Consider the following 21,937-nt stretch of genomic DNA (forward strand, 5'->3'; position numbering starts at 1 on the left):
CTGACAATCGCCAGATGGTCAACTGCCTGTTTGTCAGAACATTACAGCGAAAAACCAGATGGTCTGACAGTTTTTTCGCAATTCTTGATTTTACTAAGAATCAGCGATATTGGCAACTTTTACTCATATTACTTTCGAAAAATCATGGCTTAAGCCCTAATGACCGATTTGGGATAAAAAATAAAAGATTTTATTTTGGTATTGTCTTCGTTTTCACTATCTTTGCCAATATAAAGGTAAAACAAGACAGATAATTATTAAATGACGGCAAACGAATTCTTCAGAAAGTTGATGAGCGGCAAGTTCTGGGCAAATATCGGAGCTATGCTTATCGTTGTGGTGCTGCTTTGCCTCGGCGTTAAGTTCGGACTCGACCTATACACTCATCACGGTGAGGAGATAGTGGTGCCGGATGTGAAACACAAGGTGTTCAGCGATGCCGAACAGCTGCTCTCCAACAGGGGCCTCGAGATACAGGTGGTGGACACGGGATATGTGAAGACGCTGCCGCCCGACTGCGTGCTCGACCAGATGCTCGCACCCGGGTCGAAGGTGAAGAGAGGCAGAGTGGTGTATGTGGTGATAAATTCCGCACACTCGCCGATGCTCACGCTCCCAGACATCATCGACAACAACTCCTACAGAGAGGCAAGGGCAAACCTGATAGCCATGGGATTCAAGGTTGGACCGCCACAGTATGTGTCGGGAGAGAAAGACTGGGTGTATGGAGTGGTGTGTCACGGACAGAACCTGAGAAACGGACAGAAAGTGTCTATCGAAGACGTGCTGACGATACAGGTGGGCGACGGAGTGATGAACATGGACGACGACATAATATACACCGATCCTGAATATGTGCCTAACGACGGCGACTCTACGGCAACCCATACCGACGGCGGCGTGATAGAAGGAGAGGGAGGCCACGACGACTTCGAGGTGGTGAATGGTCCGGAATAAAAACCGGCAGACCGTAATCCCTACAGCGAGAAGACAAGCCAGACGCCGACAGCGGCACTGGCACAATGACAACAAAACGACGGAATACAGACAATGATAGAAGACTCCATGATACCGGCAACCGAGGAAGAACTGACCGACGACGAGAACGGACAGCTCTACGAACACCAGCGGTTGGTAGTGGACAAAGGACAGGTGCCGCTGCGAATAGACAAGTTCATGTGTGAACACCTGCAGCATACAAGCCGCAACAGGATACAGAAGGCGGCAGACGCCGGTTTCGTGCATGTGAACGAAAAACCGGTGAAGAGCAACTACAAAGTGCGTCCGGGTGATGTCATCACACTGATGCTCGACCGTCCGCAATACGACAGCAGCATAGAGCCGGAGGAGATACCGCTCAACGTGGTGTATGAAGACTCCGAGCTGATGGTTATAAACAAACCCGCCGGAATGGTGGTGCATCCCGGATGCGGCAACTATCACGGCACACTCGTCAACGCCGTGGCGTGGCACCTCAGGGATGTGCCCGGCTACGACCCCAACGACCCCGAAGTGGGACTCGTGCACAGGATAGACAAAGACACCAGCGGACTGCTCGTGGTGGCAAAGACGCCACTCGCCAAGACAAAGCTCGGAGTGCAGTTCTTCAACAAGACCACCCACCGCAGCTACAACGCCCTGGTGTGGGGCAACTTCGTGGAGGACGACGGACGCATAGAAGGAAACATCGGCCGCGACCCCAAAGACCGTCTGCGCATGGCAGTGTTCCCTCCCGGCTCCGAAATCGGCAAGCCGGCGGTGACCCACTACAGGGTGTTGCAGCGCTTCGGCTACGTCACCCTCGTGGAGTGTATCCTCGAAACGGGGCGCACACATCAGATCAGGGCACACATGAAGCATATCGGCCATCCGCTCTTCAGCGACGAGAGATACGGCGGCAACGAGATATTGAGAGGCGAGCGCTGCGGCACATACCAGCAGTTCGTGCGCAACTGCTTCAAGATATGTCCACGCCAGGCCCTGCATGCCAAGACACTCGGCTTCGTGCATCCCAAGACGGGACAGCAGATGGACTTCACGTCAGAACTGCCCGACGACATGCAGATGCTGATAGAGAAATGGCAGAAGAGGGTGCCGGTGAGAGAATGAAAACAATAAAACGGAAAATAACAACATTAAAATATTCATCATTATGAAAAATCTTAAACGTACGATAGCCATCGTCTGTGGTGGCGACTCATCAGAGCATGACGTGTCAATGCGCTCGGCACAGGGACTCTATTCTTTCTTCGACAAGGAGCGCTACGATGTATATATCGTTGAGATGAAAGGCTACAACTGGCGCGTGGAACTCGCCGACGGCACATGGGCACCCATCGACCGCAACGACTTCTCGTTTATGGACAACGGAAAGTTCGTGCAGTTCGACTATGCCTACATCACCATCCACGGCACACCGGGCGAGAACGGTATCCTGCAAGGATATTTCGAACTCATCCATCTGCCTTATTCCACAAGCGGAGTGCTCGTAGAGGCAATGACCTTCGACAAGTTCGTGCTCAACCAGTATCTGCGCGGCTATGGAGTGAGCGTTGCCGACAGCCTGCTCATCCGCAAAGGCTACGAGACTCTCGTTTCCGACGATGAGATAGAGGAGAAGATCGGTATGCCATGCTTCGTGAAGCCGGCAGCCGACGGCAGCAGCTTCGGTGTGTCGAAGGTGAAGAACAAAGACCAGCTCGCCCCAGCCATCCGCAAGGCAATAATGGAGAGCGACGACGTGATGGTGGAGAAATTCATCGAAGGAACGGAAATCTCCATCGGCTGCTACAAGACACGCGAGAAGAGCGTGGTGTTCCCGGCTACCGAGGTGGTGACACAGAACGAGTTCTTCGACTACGACGCCAAATACAACGGCAAGGTGACGGAGATAACACCGGCACGCCTCAGTGAGGAGACCACGGCACGCGTGAAGGAGATAACGAGCCGAATCTATGACATCCTGCACTGCAACGGTATTATCCGCATCGACTATATCATCAGCCGTGGAGTGGGAAGCAACGGCGAAGAGGTGGACAAGGTGAACATGATAGAGATAAACACCACACCGGGAATGACCGCCACCAGCTTCATACCACAGCAGGTGAAGGCTGCCGGACTGAACATGACGGATGTGCTGACGGACATCGTGGAGAACCAGTTCAGATAACGATAATACATAATACTATTCATTATGAAGACTCCATCCATTTACGACGATATACGTCCTTTCGACCCCGAAGAGCTGCCTGCAGCCTTTGAACGCCTGCTCTCGGACGCACAGTTCCAACAGGTGCTCGGATATCTTTATCCAGGAGTGCCACTGGAGGCGGTAAAGACAAAGATGATGGCATGCAAGACGAACCTGGAGTTCCAGCTCGCTTTCTGCTATGGTTTTCTGAAAGACCTCATGGCAAAGGCAAGCAAGGGGTTCGACATGAATGTGGAGGCGGTGGACGTGACGAAGCGTTACACCTTTGTGAGCAACCATCGCGACATCGTGCTCGATTCGGCGCTCCTCGACGTGCTGCTCTATGACGCTGGCTTCAACACCACATGCGAGATTGCCATCGGCGACAATCTGCTGTCGCTGCCATGGGTGAAAGACCTCGTAAGACTCAACAAGTCGTTCATCGTGCAGCGCTCGCTCTCGCCGAGGGAGTTCCTCATGGCGAGCAAGAAGATGGCGGAGTATATGCACTACGTGGTGGGCGAGAAGAACGACAACATCTGGATTGCGCAGCGCGAAGGCAGAGCCAAAGACTCCAACGACCGCACACAGCCGTCCATCCTCAAGATGATGGCGATGGGAGGGGAGGGAAGCCCCGTTGACCGTCTGCGCCAGCTGCATATCGTGCCGCTCGCCATATCCTACGAATACGACCCGTGCGACTTCCTGAAGGCTGCCGAGTTCCAGCTCAGGCGCGATGTGCCGGGATGGAAGAAGACGGCGCTCGACGATGTGAACAGCATGCGCACCGGCATCATGGGATACAAGGGGGGCGTGCATTACCACTGCGCACCGTGTATCGACGGGTTCCTCGACAACCTGTCGCCGGATATTCCGAAGACGAAGGTGTTTGACGTCATTGCCGAACATATCGACAAGGAGATATTCAGGAACTACCGCCTCTATCCTTCAAACTACATCGCCCTCGACATGCTCGAAGGCAATGAGGCGCATGCCGGCAGATATACGGCTGATGACAAGGCGGCGTTTGAGAAATATCTGCAGGGACAGATTGCCAGGATTGACATCCCGAACAAGGATGAGGCGTTCCTGAGAGAACGGATGCTCACCATGTATGCTAACCCGGCAAGAAACAGCCTTGCCGTAACCGATTGATGATGACGATTCTACGACACATAACGACTGCCGCCGCCGGTATGGTGATGCTCGCTCTCGCCGTTTCGGCTTGCAGCAGCGATGCTTACGACACCGGCGACGGCAGTCTGTCGTATATGCGTGCCGACTTCGTGAAGGCGTTCGCCGACCACGACGGCAAGTTCACGGCGGCAATTACCGACAACGACCTCTCGCTGACACTCCAGCCGACGATAGCGGCAGGATGGTCAGCGCCAGACACCGTGTGCCGTGCGCTGCTCTATTATGATGCCGCCCAACTGTCGGAATCGGCAAGGGAGGCAGCGGTGCGCCCCGTGGCGATTGGCAGGGTGCTGATGCCTAAGGTGGTGAACCGCATGGCATTGGCAGCCGATTTGCCCACCGACCCCGTGGTGATGGAAACGGCATGGAGAAGCAACAACCACAAGTATATAAACCTGGGACTGCAACTGAAAACCGGTACAACAGACGGTAATGTGGCAGCGCAGGCGATAGGTTGGGTCTATACCGGCAGCACTACGCTCGACGGCGGAGCGCAGCGCCATTCCTTCATGCTGGCACACTCGCAGAACGGAGTGCCGCAATATTATTCCACACCGCTGTATGTCAGTCTGTCGCTCGACGAACTGCCGGTGAAGCTTGGTGACGGCGACGAGATAGAGGTGAGCGTGAACACATACAAGGGAGTGGTCAGCCGCACATTCCAGCCATAGGCGGTGCCAACCAGCCATGACAAGACAAATGAAAAGAAAGAAATGAAAGGATTACCAAATTATACAATCAATGCCAACGGCAGACTCATCGACCTCTCAAATCCGCAGGTGATGGGAATTCTGAACGCCACTCCAGACTCCCAGTATGAGGGAAGCCGCAAGCAGACGGAACGCGACATCGCCGACCGCGCCAACCAGATTGTGGCGGAGGGCGGCAGCATGATAGACATCGGAGCCTTCTCCACAAGGCCCGGAGCGGCACAGGTGACGGAAGAAGAAGAGATGCAGAGAATGAGGCGTGCCCTGACGATAGTGAGAGGACAGCAGCCTGATGCAGTGCTCAGCATCGACACCTTCCGTCCGGAGATAGCCCGGATGGCAGTGGAGGAGTTCGGGGCGGCTATAATCAACGACGTTTCCGAGGGAAACATCAACGGAGCCTTCGGAGGCGCCGATGCCACGAATCCCAACGGAGAGACGGAGAGCGACGACAGCAGGTATCCCGCCATCTTCCGCATGGTGGCAAAGCTCGGTGTGCCATATATCCTCATGTCTACCCATGGAGAGATGGGCGACATAATGATAAACCTGGCGAGAGAGGTGCAGATGCTCCGCGACCTGGGAGTCAAGGATATCATCCTCGACCCGGGCTTCGGATTCGGAAAGACGCTCGACCAGAACTATATACTGCTGCAGCGGATGGACGAACTGAAGGCTTTCGGACTGCCCGTCCTCGTGGGGGCATCGAGAAAGACGATGATATTCAGACTCCTGGATTCCACTCCTGCCGAAGCGCTGAACGGCACTACCGTCGTCAACACGCTGTCGCTGCTCAAGGGAGCCTCGATATTGAGGGTACACGACGTGAAGCCATGCGTGGAGACGGTGAAGATTGTGGAGAAGATGCTCGGATGCGGAGAATGAGCCTATATATATAATAAGGAGAAAAACGGATGTTTGAATTTGGAATAAAAGACATAATAGACATAGTATGCGTCGCCATGATGCTATACTATCTGTATCGGTTGATGAAGGAGTCGCGTTCGCTCAACGTGTTCATCGGCATCATCGTGTTTGTGGTGATCTGGCTCTTCGTGAGCCAGGTGCTCGAGATGCGACTTCTGGGCAGCATCATGGACAAGCTGGTGAGCGTGGGAGTGATAGCCCTCATCATCATCTTCCAGGAGGAGATACGAAAGTTTCTGTATTCGCTCGGAGCGCATCAGCGGATGAGACGCTTCGCCAGCCTCTTCTCGTCGGGCAGCAAGAACAAGAAGGATATGGACAAGACAGCCATCATGCCAATCGTGATGGCGTGTATCAACATGAGCCGCGGCAAGGTGGGAGCGCTCATCGTGATAGAGCGTATGGTGTCGCTCGACGATATCATAGAGACCGGCGACATCATAGACGCCAATATCAACCAGCGGCTTATAGAGAACATCTTCTTCAAGAACTCACCGCTCCACGACGGTGCGATGGTGGTGTCGAAACGCCGTATCCGTGCTGCCGGCTGCATCCTGCCGGTGAGCCACAGTGTGGACATACCCAAGGAGCTCGGACTGCGCCATCGTGCAGCCCTCGGCATATCGCAGGATAGCGATGCCATCGCCGTGGTGGTGTCTGAAGAAACGGGAGGCATCTCCGTGGCTATCAAGGGCGAGTTCCGCCTGCGTTTGTCAGGCGAGCTGCTTGAGAGCATACTGACCAAGGAACTGTTGGGCTGATGCACAGACACCATGGGCTGACGGGACCGTATCGCGTCCTGTCTGATAAGTGGGTCCGATATGCTTGTCCGTCAATAGGGTATGATATGCTTGTCTGATAATTCAGTCCGGTTGGATGATCCGATAATATAGTCCGGTTGGATGGATAATAAGTCCGATTTGATGATACAATAAAAAAGCAGAGGAGAACATTCAGCGTGATGCCGATGTTCTCCTCTGCTGTTTTCCTTTCTTTGGATAAAGGCGCGCAAATTACTTGCCGTGGTTCTCGTCAGAAACAGTAAGCTTCTTGCGACCCTTTGCGCGACGTGCAGCGAGCACGCGGCGACCGTTCTTTGTTGCCATTCTCTCACGGAAACCGTGCTTGTTCACACGTCTTCTGTTGTGTGGCTGAAATGTTCTTTTCATCGTTTTTTATTTTATTTATTGTTATTGTTTATACACTTTGGGCTGCAAAAGTACTCATTTCTTTTGATTTAACCAAAGGTAAACGGATTTTTGCGCACTTCTTTTATGGTTTTTTCTGAATTTGTTGTAACTTTGCAGTCGGAAACAGGCAAAATCGCTATCCCTGACGGTGTTATGACTGTGGAGGTGGAGATTTCAGCCTCAGAAATGAGATTATAAATTATAAGCAATAAAAACAAAATGATTAATTCACAGGACATTAAGAAAGGCGTTGCTGTTCGTATGGACGGCGGCATTTGGGTTTGCATCGACTTCCAGCACCGCAAGCCAGGTAAGGGAAACACCATCATGAACATCAAGTTGAAGAACGTTACAGACGGTCGTGTGCTTGAGCGTCGTTACAATATCGGCGAGAAACTTGAGGATGTTTCTATCACACGTCGCCCATACCAGTATCTCTACAAAGAGGGAGAGGACTATATCTTCATGAATCAGGAGACATACGACCAGACTCCTATCCCTGCAGAGCTCGTGTCAGGAGTTGAGTTCATGAAGGAGTCAGACATCGTGGAAGTTGTTTCTGATGCTGACACAGACACAGTGCTCTATGCCGAGATGCCTGTAAAGACAAACCTCCGCGTGGTTCACAGCGAGCCGGGAATCAAGGGCGATACAGCTACCAACGCTACAAAGCCTGCTACAGTAGAGAGCGGTGCAGAGATCCGCGTGCCTCTCTTCATCAACGAGGGTGACCTTATCCAGGTTGACACTCGCGACGGTAGCTATCTGAACCGCGTGAAGGAATAATGACCGTTGACAAGAGTCTTATTGACGGATGACATACAAGTGGTGAAGAATCCAATGGTGTCCTGCTACGAGTGGGCTGGCTGCTGGAGCTTCACCATTTTTTGTTTCCATGCCCATACGGGCAAACACTAAGAATGTCGCCATGATACCCGAAGGGGAAATTATGGTGGCAGCAACAAAACAGAAGCCCTTGACACAACAGATATGAAATACTCCATTATTGTTCCAGTATATAACCGTCCCGACGAGGTAGACGAACTGCTCGCAAGTCTCGTCGGGCAGACAGAGAAAGACTTTGAGGTGGTCATCGTTGAAGATGGCAGCAGCAAGCCGTGCAAGGAAGTGTGCGACAGATACGCCGATGCCCTCGACCTGCATTATTATATGAAGCCGAACGGCGGACCCGGACAGAGCCGCAATTATGGAGTGGAGCGTGCCAAAGGCGACTACGTGTTGATTCTCGACTCCGACGTGGTGTTGCCGCCGGGATACATCAGCAGCGTGAGCGAGGAACTGCAGCGTGAGCCTGCCGACGCTTTCGGCGGACCGGATTGCGCCCATCCGTCGTTCACCGACACGCAGAAGGCGATAAGCTATTCAATGACCAGCTTCTTCACCACCGGCGGAATACGCGGCAGCAAGAAGAAAAAGCTCGACAAGTTCTATCCGCGCTCCTTCAACATGGGAGTGAGGAGAGACGTATACAACAAGTTGGGAGGATTCTCCAAGATGCGCTTCGGCGAAGACATAGACTTCAGCATCCGGATCTTCAAGGCAGGATGCAGATGCCGCCTCTTTCCCGAATCATGGGTGTGGCACAAGCGCCGTACCGACTTCCGCAAGTTCTTCCGCCAGGTATACAACAGCGGCATAGCGCGCATCAACCTATACAAGAAATACCCGGAGTCGCTGAAGCTCGTGCATCTGCTCCCGATGGTATTCACCGTGGGCGTTATCCTTCTCGTGCTCACGTCAGCCGTCGGCAGACTGCTGATGCACTACGACGACATCGACCGCTGGTATTGGCTGTGTGCCGCTCCGTGGCTGCCAATCCTGGCATATTGCGTGTTGATATTCATCGATGCCACAAAGCAATACCGCAGCGCCAAAATCGGTGGGATGAGCATCGCCGCCGCCTTCGTGCAGCTGATGGGATATGGATGCGGATTCCTTTCGGCATGGTGGAAACGCTGCGTGTTGGGCAAAGACGAGTTCCAGGCTTTTGAGAAGACATTCTACAAATGATTCCACTCCGTCTGACTATGGAAAAACTCAACATCACACAATGGGCAGAAGAAGACAGACCGAGGGAGAAACTCATGAGACTCGGCGCGGAGGCGCTCACCAATGCTGAGCTCCTCGCCATCCTCATAGGGTCTGGTTCGCCGGAGGAGACAGCCGTGGAACTGATGAAGCGTGTGCTCGGCGACTGCAACAACAATCTCAACACCCTCGGCAAGAAGAGCATCAGTGAGCTTACCGACGCCAGATACAAGGGACTCGGACCAGCCAAGGCCATCACCATCCTTGCTGCCTGCGAACTGGGCAAGCGCCGCCAGAGCGAGAAGGCGGAAGAGCGCCAGCGTATGGATTCGGCAGAGGCGATATATGAGTATATGCGTCCCAAGATGCAGGACCTCGCAACGGAGCAGGCGTGGGTGCTCCTGCTCAACCAGAACTTCAAACTCATAAAGACCGTCAGGATTTCGAGCGGCGGGATAAGCGAGACCTCTGTCGATGTGCGGATAGTGCTGAAAGAGGCACTGCTCTGCAATGCCACCGTAGTGGCTCTCTGCCACAACCACCCGAGCAACAATCCGCAGCCCAGCGGCGACGACGACCGCATAACGCAGCGTCTGCAGAAGGCTTGTGAGACCATGAGGATATACATGCTCGACCACCTCGTGATTACAGACAGCGACTACTACAGCTATATGGAGAACGGAAAACTCGACAGATAGCTTGTGCGCTGCCTCATAAGCCCATGATTTCCCGCTGTCGGGAAATATTCTTCAAGCTTAATTCTTCATTTTTGATTTATTTCGCTATCTTTGTATTTAATTTAATTATCTAAGTATGACACAAGAAGAAAAGACAAGGATAGAGGGAAGAATCGTTGACGTGTTGAAGACCGTCTACGACCCGGAAATACCAGTGAATATCTATGACCTCGGACTCATATACAGGATTGAGGTGGGAGATGACGGCAATGTGGACATCGACATGACGTTCACCGCTCCGTCATGCCCTGCGGCAGACTTCATCCTGGAGGACGTGCGCCAGAAGGTGGACTCGCTTGAGGGAGTGAAGTCGGCTAACGTCAACCTCGTGTTTGAGCCTGCCTGGGACCAGAGCATGCTCAGCGAAGAGGCACGTCTCGAACTGGGAATCGACTGACGCAGACCTCCCGAATCGCCATGCGCACGGCACGCGCACGGCGGAAACGCTGCACCCTATGTCAATAACACTCAAAACACAAGTTATGAAGAACGTATACATCCTATCTGACGCACACCTCGGCTCTCTGGCGATAGACCACAGCAGAATGCACGAGCGCCGTCTGGTGCGCTTTCTCGACGACATAAAGCATAAGGCGTCGGCGATATATCTGCTCGGCGACATGTTCGACTTCTGGTATGAATACAAATATGTGGTGCCGAAGGGCTACACACGGTTCCTCGGCAAACTCTCGGAGCTTACCGACATGGGAGTGGAGGTGCATTACTTCACCGGCAACCACGACATCTGGATGTATGGATATCTGGAGGAGGAGTGTGGCGTCATCCTGCACAAGAAGCCGGAAACGGTGGACATCTACGGCAAGGTGTTCTATCTGGCTCATGGCGACGGACTGGGCGACCCTGACTCGCGCTTCAAATTCATACGCAAGGTGTTCCACAACCGCTTCTGCCAGCACCTCTTCAGTTCGCTGCATCCGCGTTGGGGAATGTGGTTCGGACTTGAATGGGCGAGGAGAAGCCGCATGAAGCGTGCCGACGGCAAGGAGCCGCCATATATGGGCGAGGACAAGGAATATCTCGTAAGATACACCAAGGAGTATATGAAGACCCATCCCAACATCGACTATTTCGTGTATGGTCATCGTCATATCGAACTCGACCTCATGCTCTCGCGCAAGGTGCGCATGATGATTCTGGGCGACTGGATATGGCAGTTCTCCTATGTGGTATACGACGGGGAGCATATATTCCTTGAGGAATATGTAGAGGGAGAAAGCAAGATGTGATATACAGTATCAATATCAATCAATATCAATAATAGCAATAAAGGCTGCGAATCTCATCGCAGCCTTTATTGCTATTATTGATGTCTTTGCAGTGGGGTGTCTCGTTAGAGCAGTGCCATTGTGTCTGAAGCGATCATCAGCTCCTCGTCGGTTGGGATGACGCATACTGCCACCTTGGACTCTGGAGTAGAGATGAGGGCCTCTTTGCCGCGGAGGTTCTTGTTCTTCTCCACGTCGATTTCCACTCCGAGGTAAGTCAGCTTCTTGCATACTTCCTCACGCAGACTTGGCTGGTTCTCGCCAACGCCGGCTGTGAACACGATGATGTCGCAACCGTCCATAGCTGCTGCGTATGCACCGATATACTTGCGGATGCGGTAGAAATACATGTCGAAAGCGAGTTTTGCACGCTCGTTGCCTTCCTCGAAAGCCTTCTCGATCTCACGCATGTCAGAAGAGACGCCTGTGATGCCGAGCATACCGCTCTTCTTGTTCAGCAGGTCTGACAGGCCGTCGGCATCCAGTCCGAGCTTCTTCTCGATGAATGTCAGCGCACCGCCGTCAACGTCGCCGCTTCGTGTACCCATGATAAGTCCCTCCAGTGGAGTGAGACCCATTGAGGTGTCAACACACTTGCCGTCCTTTACGGCAGCGATGCTCGCACCGTTTCCGATATGGCATGTGATAATCTTTTTGCCTTCAGCCTTTACGCCGAGGAACTCGCATACGCGCTGTGACACGTAGCGGTGGCTTGTTCCGTGGAAGCCGTAGCGACGCACGCCATACTTCTCATACAGTTCGTAAGGAAGGGCATACATGAAAGCCTCCTTAGGCATTGTCTGATGGAATGCTGTGTCGAACACACCTACCTGTGGCATTTCCGGCATCAGTTCCTGAACGGCGCGAATACCCTTCAGGTTGGCTGGGTTGTGCAGAGGAGCCAGGTCGTTGCACTCCTCGTATACCTTCAGCACCTCTTCGGTGAGACGAACGCTCTTGTTGAACTTCTCGCCGCCGTGAACGGTGCGATGGCCTACAGCGTCGATTTCCTTCAAATCCTTGATGACGCCGATTTCTGGGTCAACGAGCAGGCTGAAGATGAACTTTACACCCTCTGTGTGCTCTGGAATGTCGTGCATCACCGTCTTCTTCTCGCCGTTGGCGAGTTTCACTTTCACGAAAGCTCCGTCGAGTCCCACGCGCTCCGCACCACCAGATGTCATTACAGTCTTGGTGTCCATGTCGTAGAGAGCATACTTGATAGAAGAGCTACCACAGTTTAAAACCAGAATCTTCATTTTGATATATTTGTTTTTTAGTGAGACTTTTGATTAATTCTTAGCGTCCATAGCCTGACAAGCGGTGATAGCCACCAGCTTGTAGATGTCGTCTACCGAGCAGCCGCGGCTCAGGTCGTTCACTGGGCGTGCGATACCCTGGAGCACTGGGCCGATAGCCTCGGCGCCACCAAGACGCTGCACCATCTTGTAAGAGATGTTGCCCACCTCGAGGCATGGATATACAAGCACGTTTGCCTTACCAGCGATTTCGCTGCCTGGAGCCTTCTTCTCGCCTACTGATGGAACGAGAGCGGCGTCAGCCTGGAGCTCACCATCGATCTTCAGTTCCGGATCCATCTCCTTGGCAAGCTTGGTAGCCTCTACCACCTTGTCTACAACCTCATGCTTCGCGCTGCCCTTTGTAGAGAAGCTCAGCATTGCAACGCGTGGCTCAGCGAAACCAGCAACAGACTTTGCTGTCTGGGCTGTGCACACTGCGATCTGTGCCAACTGTTGTGCGTCTGGCATTGGAGTAACGGCAACGTCGCCGACTACCAATACACCGTTCTCGCCATATTGAGGCTCCTTTGTGAGGAGCAGCATAGCACCGCTCACGCATGTGATGCCAGGAGCACACTTGATGATCTGCAATGCTGGGCGCAGTGTCTCGCCTGTGGTGCTCAGCGCACCGGAGATCTGTCCATCGGCATCACCGGTCTTGATGATCATGCAGCCCAGATAGAGTGGGTCTTTCACGAGCTCACGGGCCTGCTCGATTGTCATGCCCTTCTTCTTGCGGAGCTCAGCCAGCAGAGTGGCATACTCCTCGCTCTTTGGGTTGTTCTCCGGGTCGATGATGGTAGCCTTGTCGATGTTCTTCAAGCCCCATTTCTCAGCCAGAGAGTTGATCTCGGCAGGGTTGCCGATGAGGATGATGTTTGCCACGCCCTCTGCCAACACTTTGTCGGCTGCTCTAAGTGTACGCTCCTCTGTTGCTTCAGGGAGCACGATGCGCTGCTTGTTGCTTTTAGCGCGCTCGATGATTGATTGTACTAAATCCATGATTATAGTGTGTTTAAATAAGTTTGTCTTGTCAGGCAGGTACGGTGTTCAATGTATGTTCATCGTAGATGTTATGCAAAAGTAGTCATTTTATTTCTAATGTGGTGCCGTTTTGTTGAGTTTTTTATAAATATCGCCGTTCTTCCAATTTTGTAAGCCCTGTTTTGCAAAAAAAACGGTTTCTTGATATATATCACCTATATATATTATCCAAAATCTGTAATCAGGGCTTGCTTGGATTCTGATTTTCAGAAGAGTGGATTTCGTCTGGCTTTTATTGAGTGCTGATTGTGCTGCTATACTTTCTGGCAGGAACATAAAATCTCCATTCAGGGCTCTGAAAGAATATACTAATTACTGATTTGGATTTTATCGTAATTCTCTAAAAGCTCCTTTTCCTTTTGCTTTTTCTGTGCCTTCCTTGACTTTACAATTTCTCCCATATTGATTTGATAAGGTTCTGTGTCATACTCTCTCGTAAAGACATGGGTCCTGGTCTTGGGGTCGGTGATTGTGTCTGCTATGGCATCAAAGGCAGTCTCCTTGACAACACTTCATTACGACATTGAAAGTACTGTTACAGCACAAAGGGATACATGGATATAGGAATAATAGTTCTTCACTTTTTTCATTGATCTTGCTTTTTGTCGTATAGCGAAGGAACTGCCGTTTTATTGCTGCAGTTTAGAAGCGATTCTGTTCTTTTCTTAGTTGCCAAAGAAAACAGGCGGTTGCCCCATGAACATCATTCACAGAGCAACCGTCTTTCACTTATTTCGTCATGTCGGCGTGGCTACGCCGATCAGTCACTTTATCTCAAAACCTTCTTGCCGTCCATGATATACATGCCGTTGGCTGGAGCTTCTTTCAGTTTCATTCCGCTGATGGAATACATCGTTCCGTCTTTCTTACGGTCTTGGGTGGCAGCATTCACGCCCAACGTCACGCCGAAGTCCTACGGTGAGATCTATTCCTTTTCCATCACTTCGTCGAGCGTGGTGTAGAAGGCAGGGTCTTCGCCGATGACGAATGTTATCAGTTTTCCGTCTTTGCCTACGATGAATTTTGTGGGGAATCCCTGTATTCCGTATTCCTGTGTGATGTCTCCGGCACCTTGGGGGTTATATACGTGAATCCAGGGCAGTGAGAGATTGTCGACGGCGGCTTTCCACTGTTCCTTGGTGTCGCCGCAGTCAACGCCGACGATTTCCATCTTGCCCTTGTATTTCTCGTAGTATTTCTTCATCTCCGGCATGCCCTTCACACACCATCCGCACCAGCTGCCCCAGAAGTCGATCACCACGATCTTGCCTCTAAGGCTCGACAGACGGAACTGTTTGCCGTTGATGTCGGTCAGTTCGAAGTCGGGAGCCATCGGCTGGTCTTCCAGTGTGTCGTTCGCCTCCTGCTGTATGGCATCGGGAGTGGCGGCTTGGTTGTTCTGTACTTTCTGGTTTCCGCAGTTTGCCATTGCCACGGCGGTAGTCAGCATGAGAGCCGTGGTCAGCGATAGTTGTAGTTTCATAATATCCGTTTTTTTTATTTGAGTTAATGACTTAGTTATATCTTTCCAGCTTTGAGTCCTCTTATCACGGCGCTTGAGAATCCGGCGTGCTCCATCTCGTTGAGTCCGCGGATGGTCAGTCCGCCGGGAGTCGTCACCTTGTCGATGGCGGCTTCGGGGTGTTCTCCGGATGCCTGCAGCAGTTCCACGGCACCTTTTATCGTCTGCAGCACAATCTTCTGTGCGTCTTTCGCCTTGAAGCCGATTTCCACGGCACCCTCCACGTTTGCCCTGACATACCGCATGGCGTATCCAATGGAGCACGACATTGCCGTTGCCGCCGGGAACAGTCTCTCTTCCAGCACTATCGTCTCTCCCAGTTTGTCGAAGAGGTCTGTCACGGTCTGTTTCTCCTTTGCCGATGCTCCGCAGGCAGAGATGTATGTCATGGATGCCTTTTCGGCGATGGCGATGTTTGGCATCACGAGGAAGAGTGATGGTTTCTCCCCGTCTTTCTCCATCCATTCGTTTATCTTTTCAGACGGTATTCCTGCCGCCACCACCACGAGCAGCTGGCTCTTGTAGTCGATAACGGGCTTGATGCCTTTCAGTGTCTGTTCCACGCACCATGGCTTCACCACCACCATCACGATGTCGCTGCCTTCTGCCGCCAGCTGGTTGTCGGATGTCACGCTCGTTCCCTTTTGCGCGAAGTGGTCCATCACAGGCTGGTTGTGGTCACACACGGTGATGTCGTCGGCTCTCAGGTCGTCGCATCTGAGCAGTCCTTCGGCGATGGCTCCTCCCATTGCTCCTGCTCCTATTATTGAAATTTTCATGATTCCTCCTGTTGTATGATTTTAATTTAGTGGCTAATATTCAATATTCGGCAATACGTGGCGCAGTCCCTCTATCACTTCGTCGTTTGACACTCCCACGCCCTTCACGATGAATATCGTGTCGTCGCCGGCTATCGTGCCCAGGATGTGGGGTATGTTGCTGTTGTCGATGTTGTATGCTATGCTGCTCGCATATCCGGGACGGGTCTTTATCACAGCCATGTTGCCCGAGAAGTTTATCGACCTGAATCCCGACGACTGCATCATCTCTCTTGCCGTCTGCTGGCTTGGCACTCTCTTATACATCGTTTCGTTGGGCAGGACATACACGTATTTGCCGTTCATGCTTGCTGCCTTTGCCACCTTCAGCTGTTTGAGGTCGCGGCTCAGAGTGGCCTGCGTGATGGTGTAGCCCTCGCTTTTGAGAGCCTTGAGCACTTCCTCCTGACTGCCCAGGTCTTTGCTTGAGATTAGCATCTTCAAGACTTCCATTCTGCTGTTCTTTACTCTCATAATCGTATAGTTTGGTGATACGTTGCAAATTTATGTATATTTACTTAAAAATGCAAGTATTTATACGTGAATTATTGATTGTTGTGTATATAGTCTAAATATTTGAGTGTTTTTCTTGTATAAATATCATTATGACACTTGTTCTGAAAAGCCGTGTTGCTTCTGATGGCGCTTTTTGCATCTCCTTTACGAACGTTTACTTTCATGGAAACTTTGGGCATTGTCTGGGGTGCGAAAGTTGCCCACTTGGGGCGAGGTGCTTGCCCCAAGTGGGTACGGTGCTTGCCCAACATGGGCAAGCGTGCTGCCCATTTCCTGACGTTTTTATTATCCTTGCCAATGATTGGGATGTTGGTTGAAAACAATGCCAACCTGAGAAGTATATCTGCCATTATTTAGCTCGCAAAAGTTTGCCCAGACAGCAATAAGAGATAATCAATACAACTATGATCAATGGAGAATAACCCGTTGGCGGAATTAATTTAAGTTGGTCGATATGAGCAAAAGTTGCCCATATCGCTGATTCTTAGCAAAAACGAGAATTTCTGAAAAACTGTCAGATTGTCTGGTTTTTTGTCGTAATATACTGGCAATCAGACCGTTGGCTGTCAGGCAATTGTCAGCCAATTGTCTGGATGGTTTGCTGATGAAAAGAGAATTGTCAGATAAAAAGAATTATCAGATGAAAGGAATTCAGACGACAGGAATTGTATGTGTTGGCTGAATCATGAAAACAGGAATATGGGTGTTGCAACATTAACTTATTGGGCAGACGTCTGACAGCAAATCTGCCCATCCGGGGCAAGCACCGTGCCCATGATGGGCAAGCACGTTGCCCCAGTTGGGCAAGCAGCGTGCCCAATTTTAACCCAAATCGGTCGGGTTAAGTATGCACTGAATCAATTCCGCCAACAGGTATGGAGAATATGAATATCCAAGAAATAAAGAAGGTAATGCCAACCCTTGTGCTGGCATTACCTCCCGAGTTTGTTGTTCTCTATATAATAATGTGAACTTCCCTGTATCTTTAGTCCTTGTTTCCTCCGAATATCCTCAACAACATGAGGAAGAGGTTGATGAAGTCGAGATAGAGAGTCAGCGAACCGAGCAATGCCAGTTTCTGTGCACCCTCGTCCATGGAGTCGGCCTCATAGAGCATGTGCTTGATTTTCTGGGAGTCGTATGCCGTGAGGCCCACGAATATCACTACACCCACGTAGCTCACTATCATGTTGAGCATCGAACTGCCCAAGAACAGGTTTACTATCGTGGCGATGATGATGCCGATGAGTCCGATGAACATCATCCTGCCCAGCGACGTCAGGTCTTTCTTAGTGGTGTAGCCCAGGAACGCCATCACACCGAAGGTGCCGGCGGTGATGAAAAACACGTTGGCTATCGATGTCAGCGTGTATGCCAGGAATATCACCGACAGAGTGGCGCCGTTTATCACCGAATACAGGATGAACAGCAGCGTGGCGGTGGTTATTGACAGGCGGTTTATGGCTCCGCTGATGGCGATCACCAGACCGAACTCGGCGATGACGAGTCCCCAGAACAGCAGGCGGTTGGTCACTATCGTGTATGCCAGGCCGGGATTGTTGGCGATGCCGAATGCCGTGATGCCCGTTATCACGAGGGCAAGAGCCATCCATACGTACACTTTTCTCATAAGAGCAGGGAAAGCCAATGCTACCATGCCTTCCTTCTCCTCTATCATTCTGTAAAGTTTGTCTTCGTTCATAATCGTTATTTTAAAATATTCTAGGTGCAAACATACGCATTATTATCCGTTATACGGCAACAATGGGTGAAAAAACATTGATTATTAACATCTCTTTCCTTATTTCCACATCTGGAAAACGGTGTCGCTTTTTACAATCAGTTTGCTATTTTACAAATTATCGTTCGTTTTTTATAAACCGAACCTGCCGAAAAGGACGTACCTTTGCAGCGGAAATGAAAACACAATGATATTCCAACCTTGAAAAACCGAATTTAAACTATTAATGATATAATATTATGACAGACAAGACAAAATTCAGAGTAGAGTCTGACCTCCTTGGTGAACTGAACGTTCCAGCTGATGCCCTCTATGGCGTACAGACACAGCGTGGTATCAACAACTATCATATCTCACGCAAGACAATGCGTGACTATCCTGATTTCATTATCGCTACAGCATACGTGAAACTCGCTGCCGCACAGACAAACCACTCTCTCGGAGTTATCAACGACGAGATTTCCGGAGCTATGGCACAGGCTTGCCGCGAGATTATCGACGGACAGTGGCATGAAAACTTCCCTATCGATATGGTGCAGGGAGGTGCAGGAACATCTGTAAACATGAACGCCAACGAGGTGATCGCTAACCGCGCGCTCGAAATCCTCGGACATAACAAGGGCGAATACCAGTATTGCTCTCCTAACGACCACGTGAACTGTGGACAGAGCACAAACGACGCTTACCCTACATCTATCCGCCTGGCGCTCATCCGCATGAACATCCATCTGGTACGTGCTCTGACCGGTCTTATCAGTGCTTTCCGCTACAAGGGAGAGGAGTATAACGACGCAATCAAGATGGGACGTACACAGTTGCAGGACGCCGTGCCTATGACTATCGGACAGGAGTTCAAGGCATACGCCAACAACCTCGAAGAGGAAATCCTCAACCTCGAGCGCAACGTGAAGTTGCTCCACGAAATCAACATGGGTGGTACTGCAATCGGTACTGGCTTGAATGCCGTTCCGGGATTCGCAAAGCTCTGCGCTGCTAACCTGAGCAAGCTCACCGGCGAGAACTTCGTTTCTGCCACCGACCTCGTTGAGGCTACACCAGATACAGGTGCTTACGTAAGCTACTCTTCAGCTCTGAAGCGTCTGGCTGTCAAGCTCTCTAAGATATGCAACGACCTGAGACTCATGGCTTCTGGTCCTCGTTGCGGACTCAATGAAATCAACCTGCCTCCTAAGGCTCCTGGATCATCAATCATGCCAGGTAAGGTGAACCCTGTTATTCCAGAGGTGACAAACCAGGTTTGCTTCAAGGTTATCGGTAACGACGCTACTGTATGCTTCGCTGCAGAAGCTGGCCAGCTCGAGCTCAACGTTATGGAGCCAATCATCACTGAAAGCCTCTTCGAGAGCCTCACATGGTTGAAGAACGTTATCGAGACTCTCACAGAGGAGTGCGTGCTCGGCATCACAGTAAACAAGGAGCGCTGCCAGGAGATGGTGAAGAACAGTATCGGTATCGTTACTGCCCTCAACCCAATCATCGGCTACAAGAAGAGCTCAAAGGTTGCCAAAGAGGCATTCGAGACAGGTCGCTCAGTATACGACATCGTTATCGAGCAGGGACTCATGAGCAAGGAAGAGCTCGACAAAGCACTCGATCCAAAGGAGATGCTCCAGTCTCACAACTTCACATTGAAATAATATCCCATAACATCAATACGGAAATATCTAATTGACAAACGCCTGACGGTTTCAATATGCCGTCAGGCGTTTTTCTGAAATTGCCCCTCATGCGTGCGCATTAATTATATAAGGTGAATAACCACGTTTTTCTTTGTTTTCTGTCAAATAAAAGGAAAACCGTCACTTTTTTCTCATTTTCTTTTGAAAACATTTGGATGGTATGAGAAAAACCCATACCTTTGCATCCGCTTTTGAGAACGAACGCTGTTACTAAACAGTTACTAAGTCAGAAAGAGCGACAAAAGAAAGAGTTCTTTGAAAAGATTACAATAAACAGAGAAGTAGTAGTACAAGAAGCAGGCTTCTTTTCCACCTTATATTATATAGGGGTCATGGATAAAGGAGTTCTGGGTAGAACGAAACCTATCAATTTCTGAAGGTGATACCGAATGATTTTCGGAGGCATTCTGAACAGAGACAAAACGAACTTTCCTTCGGGAAAGGTCATTATAAAGATATTATACAATGGAGAGTTTGATCCTGGCTCAGGATGAACGCTAGCTACAGGCTTAACACATGCAAGTCGCGGGGTAACATCTGGTAGAGCTTGCTCTTCCAGGATGACGACCGGCGCACGGGTGAGTAACGCGTATCCAACCTGGCCCATACCACGGGATAGCCCGTCGAAAGGCGGATTAATACCGTATGCTGTCATTAAGATGCATATATTGATGACGAAAGGACTGGCGGTATGGGATGGGGATGCGTCTGATTAGCTTGTTGGCGGGGTGACGGCCCACCAAGGCGACGATCAGTAGGGGTTCTGAGAGGAAGGTCCCCCACATTGGAACTGAGACACGGTCCAAACTCCTACGGGAGGCAGCAGTGAGGAATATTGGTCAATGGGCGCAAGCCTGAACCAGCCAAGTAGCGTGAGGGAAGACTGCCCTACGGGTTGTAAACCTCTTTTGTTTGGGAATAAAGTGCGGGACGTGTCCCGCATTGCATGTACCATTTGAATAAGGACCGGCTAATTCCGTGCCAGCAGCCGCGGTAATACGGAAGGTCCGGGCGTTATCCGGATTTATTGGGTTTAAAGGGAGCGCAGGCCGTGGGTTAAGCGTGTCGTGAAATTCCGTCGCTCAACGGCGGACGTGCGGCGCGAACTGGTCCACTTGAGTACGCGGGACGTTGGCGGAATTCGTGGTGTAGCGGTGAAATGCTTAGATATCACGAAGAACTCCGATTGCGAAGGCAGCTGACGGTAGCGCAACTGACGCTGAGGCTCGAAAGTGCGGGTATCGAACAGGATTAGATACCCTGGTAGTCCGCACGGTAAACGATGGATGCCCGCTATTCGCCCACCTGGGCGAGTGGCCAAGCGAAAGCGTTAAGCATCCCACCTGGGGAGTACGCTGGCAACGGTGAAACTCAAAGGAATTGACGGGGGCCCGCACAAGCGGAGGAACATGTGGTTTAATTCGATGATACGCGAGGAACCTTACCCGGGCTTGAATTGCAGAGGAAGGATTTAGAGATAATGACGCCCTTCGGGGTCTCTGTGAAGGTGCTGCATGGTTGTCGTCAGCTCGTGCCGTGAGGTGTCGGCTTAAGTGCCATAACGAGCGCAACCCCTCTCCGTAGTTGCCATCGGGTGATGCCGGGCACTCTGCGGACACTGCCACCGTAAGGTGTGAGGAAGGTGGGGATGACGTCAAATCAGCACGGCCCTTACGTCCGGGGCTACACACGTGTTACAATGGGGCATACAGAGCGCCGGCGGCCGGCAACGTCCGTCCAATCGCAAAAGTGTCCCCCAGTTCGGACTGGGGTCTGCAACCCGACCCCACGAAGCTGGATTCGCTAGTAATCGCGCATCAGCCATGGCGCGGTGAATACGTTCCCGGGCCTTGTACACACCGCCCGTCAAGCCATGAAAGCCGGGGGCGCCTGAAGTCCGTGACCGCAAGGGTCGGCCTAGGGCGAAACCGGTGATTGGGGCTAAGTCGTAACAAGGTAGCCGTACCGGAAGGTGCGGCTGGAACACCTCCTTTCTGGAGATGCCTTTC

Annotated in this window: 22 protein-coding genes and 1 rRNA gene; 14 read left to right on the top strand and 9 right to left on the bottom strand. The window is 51.4% G+C overall.

Annotated features, from left to right (window positions below; all coding sequences use genetic code 11):
- The first annotated feature begins 261 nt into the window (after positions 1–261).
- The 7 genes from CCC32_RS01090 to cdaA all read left to right on the top strand — a co-directional run bounded on the left by CCC32_RS01090 (position 262) and on the right by cdaA (position 6,785).
- Positions 262–957 (top strand): PASTA domain-containing protein, encoded by a 696-nt coding sequence (locus CCC32_RS01090; protein WP_287071623.1) that lies wholly within the window; start codon positions 262–264, stop codon positions 955–957.
- A 93-nt stretch (positions 958–1,050) separates the two neighbouring features.
- The gene (locus CCC32_RS01095) at positions 1,051–2,109 is read left to right on the top strand and encodes an RluA family pseudouridine synthase (RefSeq protein WP_022315793.1); all 1,059 of its coding nucleotides are present in this window, start codon (positions 1,051–1,053) and stop codon (positions 2,107–2,109) included.
- Between the two features lie 43 nt (positions 2,110–2,152).
- The gene (locus CCC32_RS01100; protein WP_022315792.1) at positions 2,153–3,169 is read left to right on the top strand and encodes a D-alanine--D-alanine ligase; all 1,017 of its coding nucleotides are present in this window, start codon (positions 2,153–2,155) and stop codon (positions 3,167–3,169) included.
- Positions 3,170–3,193: 24 nt separating this feature from the next.
- The gene (locus CCC32_RS01105; protein ID WP_287071626.1) at positions 3,194–4,345 is read left to right on the top strand and encodes a 1-acyl-sn-glycerol-3-phosphate acyltransferase; all 1,152 of its coding nucleotides are present in this window, start codon (positions 3,194–3,196) and stop codon (positions 4,343–4,345) included.
- Positions 4,345–5,058 carry a NigD1/NigD2 family lipoprotein gene (locus CCC32_RS01110; protein ID WP_287071628.1) on the top strand — a complete coding sequence of 238 codons (714 nt, stop codon included), beginning with the start codon at positions 4,345–4,347 and terminating at the stop codon, positions 5,056–5,058. Before CCC32_RS01105 ends, CCC32_RS01110 begins: the two co-directional genes overlap by 1 nt.
- A 42-nt stretch (positions 5,059–5,100) precedes the next feature.
- Positions 5,101–5,982: a dihydropteroate synthase gene (locus tag CCC32_RS01115; protein WP_287071630.1), complete on the top strand. Its 882-nt coding sequence runs from the start codon at positions 5,101–5,103 to the stop codon at positions 5,980–5,982.
- A 29-nt stretch (positions 5,983–6,011) separates the two neighbouring features.
- Complete coding sequence (gene cdaA, locus CCC32_RS01120; protein WP_022315788.1) at positions 6,012–6,785, top strand: diadenylate cyclase CdaA; 774 nt, start codon at positions 6,012–6,014, stop codon at positions 6,783–6,785.
- A gap of 252 nt (positions 6,786–7,037) precedes the next feature.
- Here the strand turns inward: cdaA and rpmH are convergent, their stop codons facing one another.
- Entirely contained in the window at positions 7,038–7,193 is a 156-nt protein-coding gene (rpmH, locus tag CCC32_RS01125; protein WP_013063965.1) for a 50S ribosomal protein L34, read from the bottom strand.
- 240 nt (positions 7,194–7,433) lie between these two features.
- Here rpmH and efp point away from each other — a divergent pair, with 240 nt between their 5' ends.
- The 5 genes from efp to CCC32_RS01150 all read left to right on the top strand — a co-directional run bounded on the left by efp (position 7,434) and on the right by CCC32_RS01150 (position 11,247).
- Positions 7,434–8,000, top strand: coding sequence for an elongation factor P (gene efp, locus CCC32_RS01130; RefSeq protein WP_042518237.1), 567 nt, complete (start codon positions 7,434–7,436; stop codon positions 7,998–8,000).
- A gap of 204 nt (positions 8,001–8,204) precedes the next feature.
- On the top strand, positions 8,205–9,245 hold the full coding sequence (locus CCC32_RS01135; protein WP_042518238.1) for a glycosyltransferase family 2 protein: 1,041 nt from the start codon (positions 8,205–8,207) through the stop codon (positions 9,243–9,245).
- Entirely contained in the window at positions 9,242–9,961 is a 720-nt protein-coding gene (gene radC, locus CCC32_RS01140; RefSeq protein WP_287071646.1) for a RadC family protein, read from the top strand. Before CCC32_RS01135 ends, radC begins: the two co-directional genes overlap by 4 nt.
- 115 nt (positions 9,962–10,076) lie before the next feature.
- Positions 10,077–10,397: a DUF59 domain-containing protein gene (locus CCC32_RS01145; RefSeq protein WP_022315784.1), complete on the top strand. Its 321-nt coding sequence runs from the start codon at positions 10,077–10,079 to the stop codon at positions 10,395–10,397.
- An 85-nt stretch (positions 10,398–10,482) separates the two neighbouring features.
- A complete protein-coding gene (locus tag CCC32_RS01150) occupies positions 10,483–11,247 on the top strand; it encodes a UDP-2,3-diacylglucosamine diphosphatase (protein WP_022315783.1) in 765 nt (254 codons plus the stop codon).
- 104 nt (positions 11,248–11,351) lie between these two features.
- Here CCC32_RS01150 and CCC32_RS01155 read toward each other — a convergent pair whose 3' ends face one another.
- The 8 genes from CCC32_RS01155 to CCC32_RS01190 all read right to left on the bottom strand — a co-directional run bounded on the left by CCC32_RS01155 (position 11,352) and on the right by CCC32_RS01190 (position 18,189).
- Entirely contained in the window at positions 11,352–12,545 is a 1,194-nt protein-coding gene (locus CCC32_RS01155) for an acetate kinase (protein ID WP_287071649.1), read from the bottom strand.
- 33 nt (positions 12,546–12,578) lie between these two features.
- Positions 12,579–13,589 carry a phosphate acetyltransferase gene (gene pta / locus CCC32_RS01160; protein WP_287071651.1) on the bottom strand — a complete coding sequence of 337 codons (1,011 nt, stop codon included), beginning with the start codon at positions 13,587–13,589 and terminating at the stop codon, positions 12,579–12,581.
- A gap of 811 nt (positions 13,590–14,400) precedes the next feature.
- Positions 14,401–14,535, bottom strand: coding sequence for a hypothetical protein (locus CCC32_RS01165; protein ID WP_287071653.1), 135 nt, complete (start codon positions 14,533–14,535; stop codon positions 14,401–14,403).
- A gap of 21 nt (positions 14,536–14,556) precedes the next feature.
- On the bottom strand, positions 14,557–15,114 hold the full coding sequence (locus CCC32_RS01170) for a TlpA family protein disulfide reductase (RefSeq protein ID WP_082026176.1): 558 nt from the start codon (positions 15,112–15,114) through the stop codon (positions 14,557–14,559).
- A 35-nt stretch (positions 15,115–15,149) separates the two neighbouring features.
- A complete protein-coding gene (locus CCC32_RS01175; RefSeq protein WP_044080110.1) occupies positions 15,150–15,932 on the bottom strand; it encodes a pyrroline-5-carboxylate reductase family protein in 783 nt (260 codons plus the stop codon).
- A gap of 33 nt (positions 15,933–15,965) precedes the next feature.
- Entirely contained in the window at positions 15,966–16,445 is a 480-nt protein-coding gene (locus tag CCC32_RS01180) for an arginine repressor (protein ID WP_022317032.1), read from the bottom strand.
- Between the two features lie 71 nt (positions 16,446–16,516).
- Positions 16,517–16,837 (bottom strand): hypothetical protein, encoded by a 321-nt coding sequence (locus CCC32_RS01185; protein WP_278841523.1) that lies wholly within the window; start codon positions 16,835–16,837, stop codon positions 16,517–16,519.
- 635 nt (positions 16,838–17,472) lie between these two features.
- On the bottom strand, positions 17,473–18,189 hold the full coding sequence (locus CCC32_RS01190) for a Bax inhibitor-1/YccA family protein (protein WP_044075341.1): 717 nt from the start codon (positions 18,187–18,189) through the stop codon (positions 17,473–17,475).
- Between the two features lie 278 nt (positions 18,190–18,467).
- On the opposite strand from CCC32_RS01190, the gene CCC32_RS01195 reads away from it, so the two are divergent.
- Positions 18,468–19,886, top strand: a complete 1,419-nt coding sequence (locus CCC32_RS01195; protein ID WP_022317030.1) for an aspartate ammonia-lyase — start codon at positions 18,468–18,470, stop codon at positions 19,884–19,886.
- A 504-nt stretch (positions 19,887–20,390) separates the two neighbouring features.
- Positions 20,391–21,922: ribosomal RNA gene (locus CCC32_RS01200) — 16S ribosomal RNA — on the top strand.
- Positions 21,923–21,937 lie beyond the last annotated feature (15 nt).

This window comes from Prevotella sp. LMAG:51 (assembly GCF_008680225.1).
GTDB lineage: Bacteria > Bacteroidota > Bacteroidia > Bacteroidales > Bacteroidaceae > Prevotella > Prevotella pectinovora.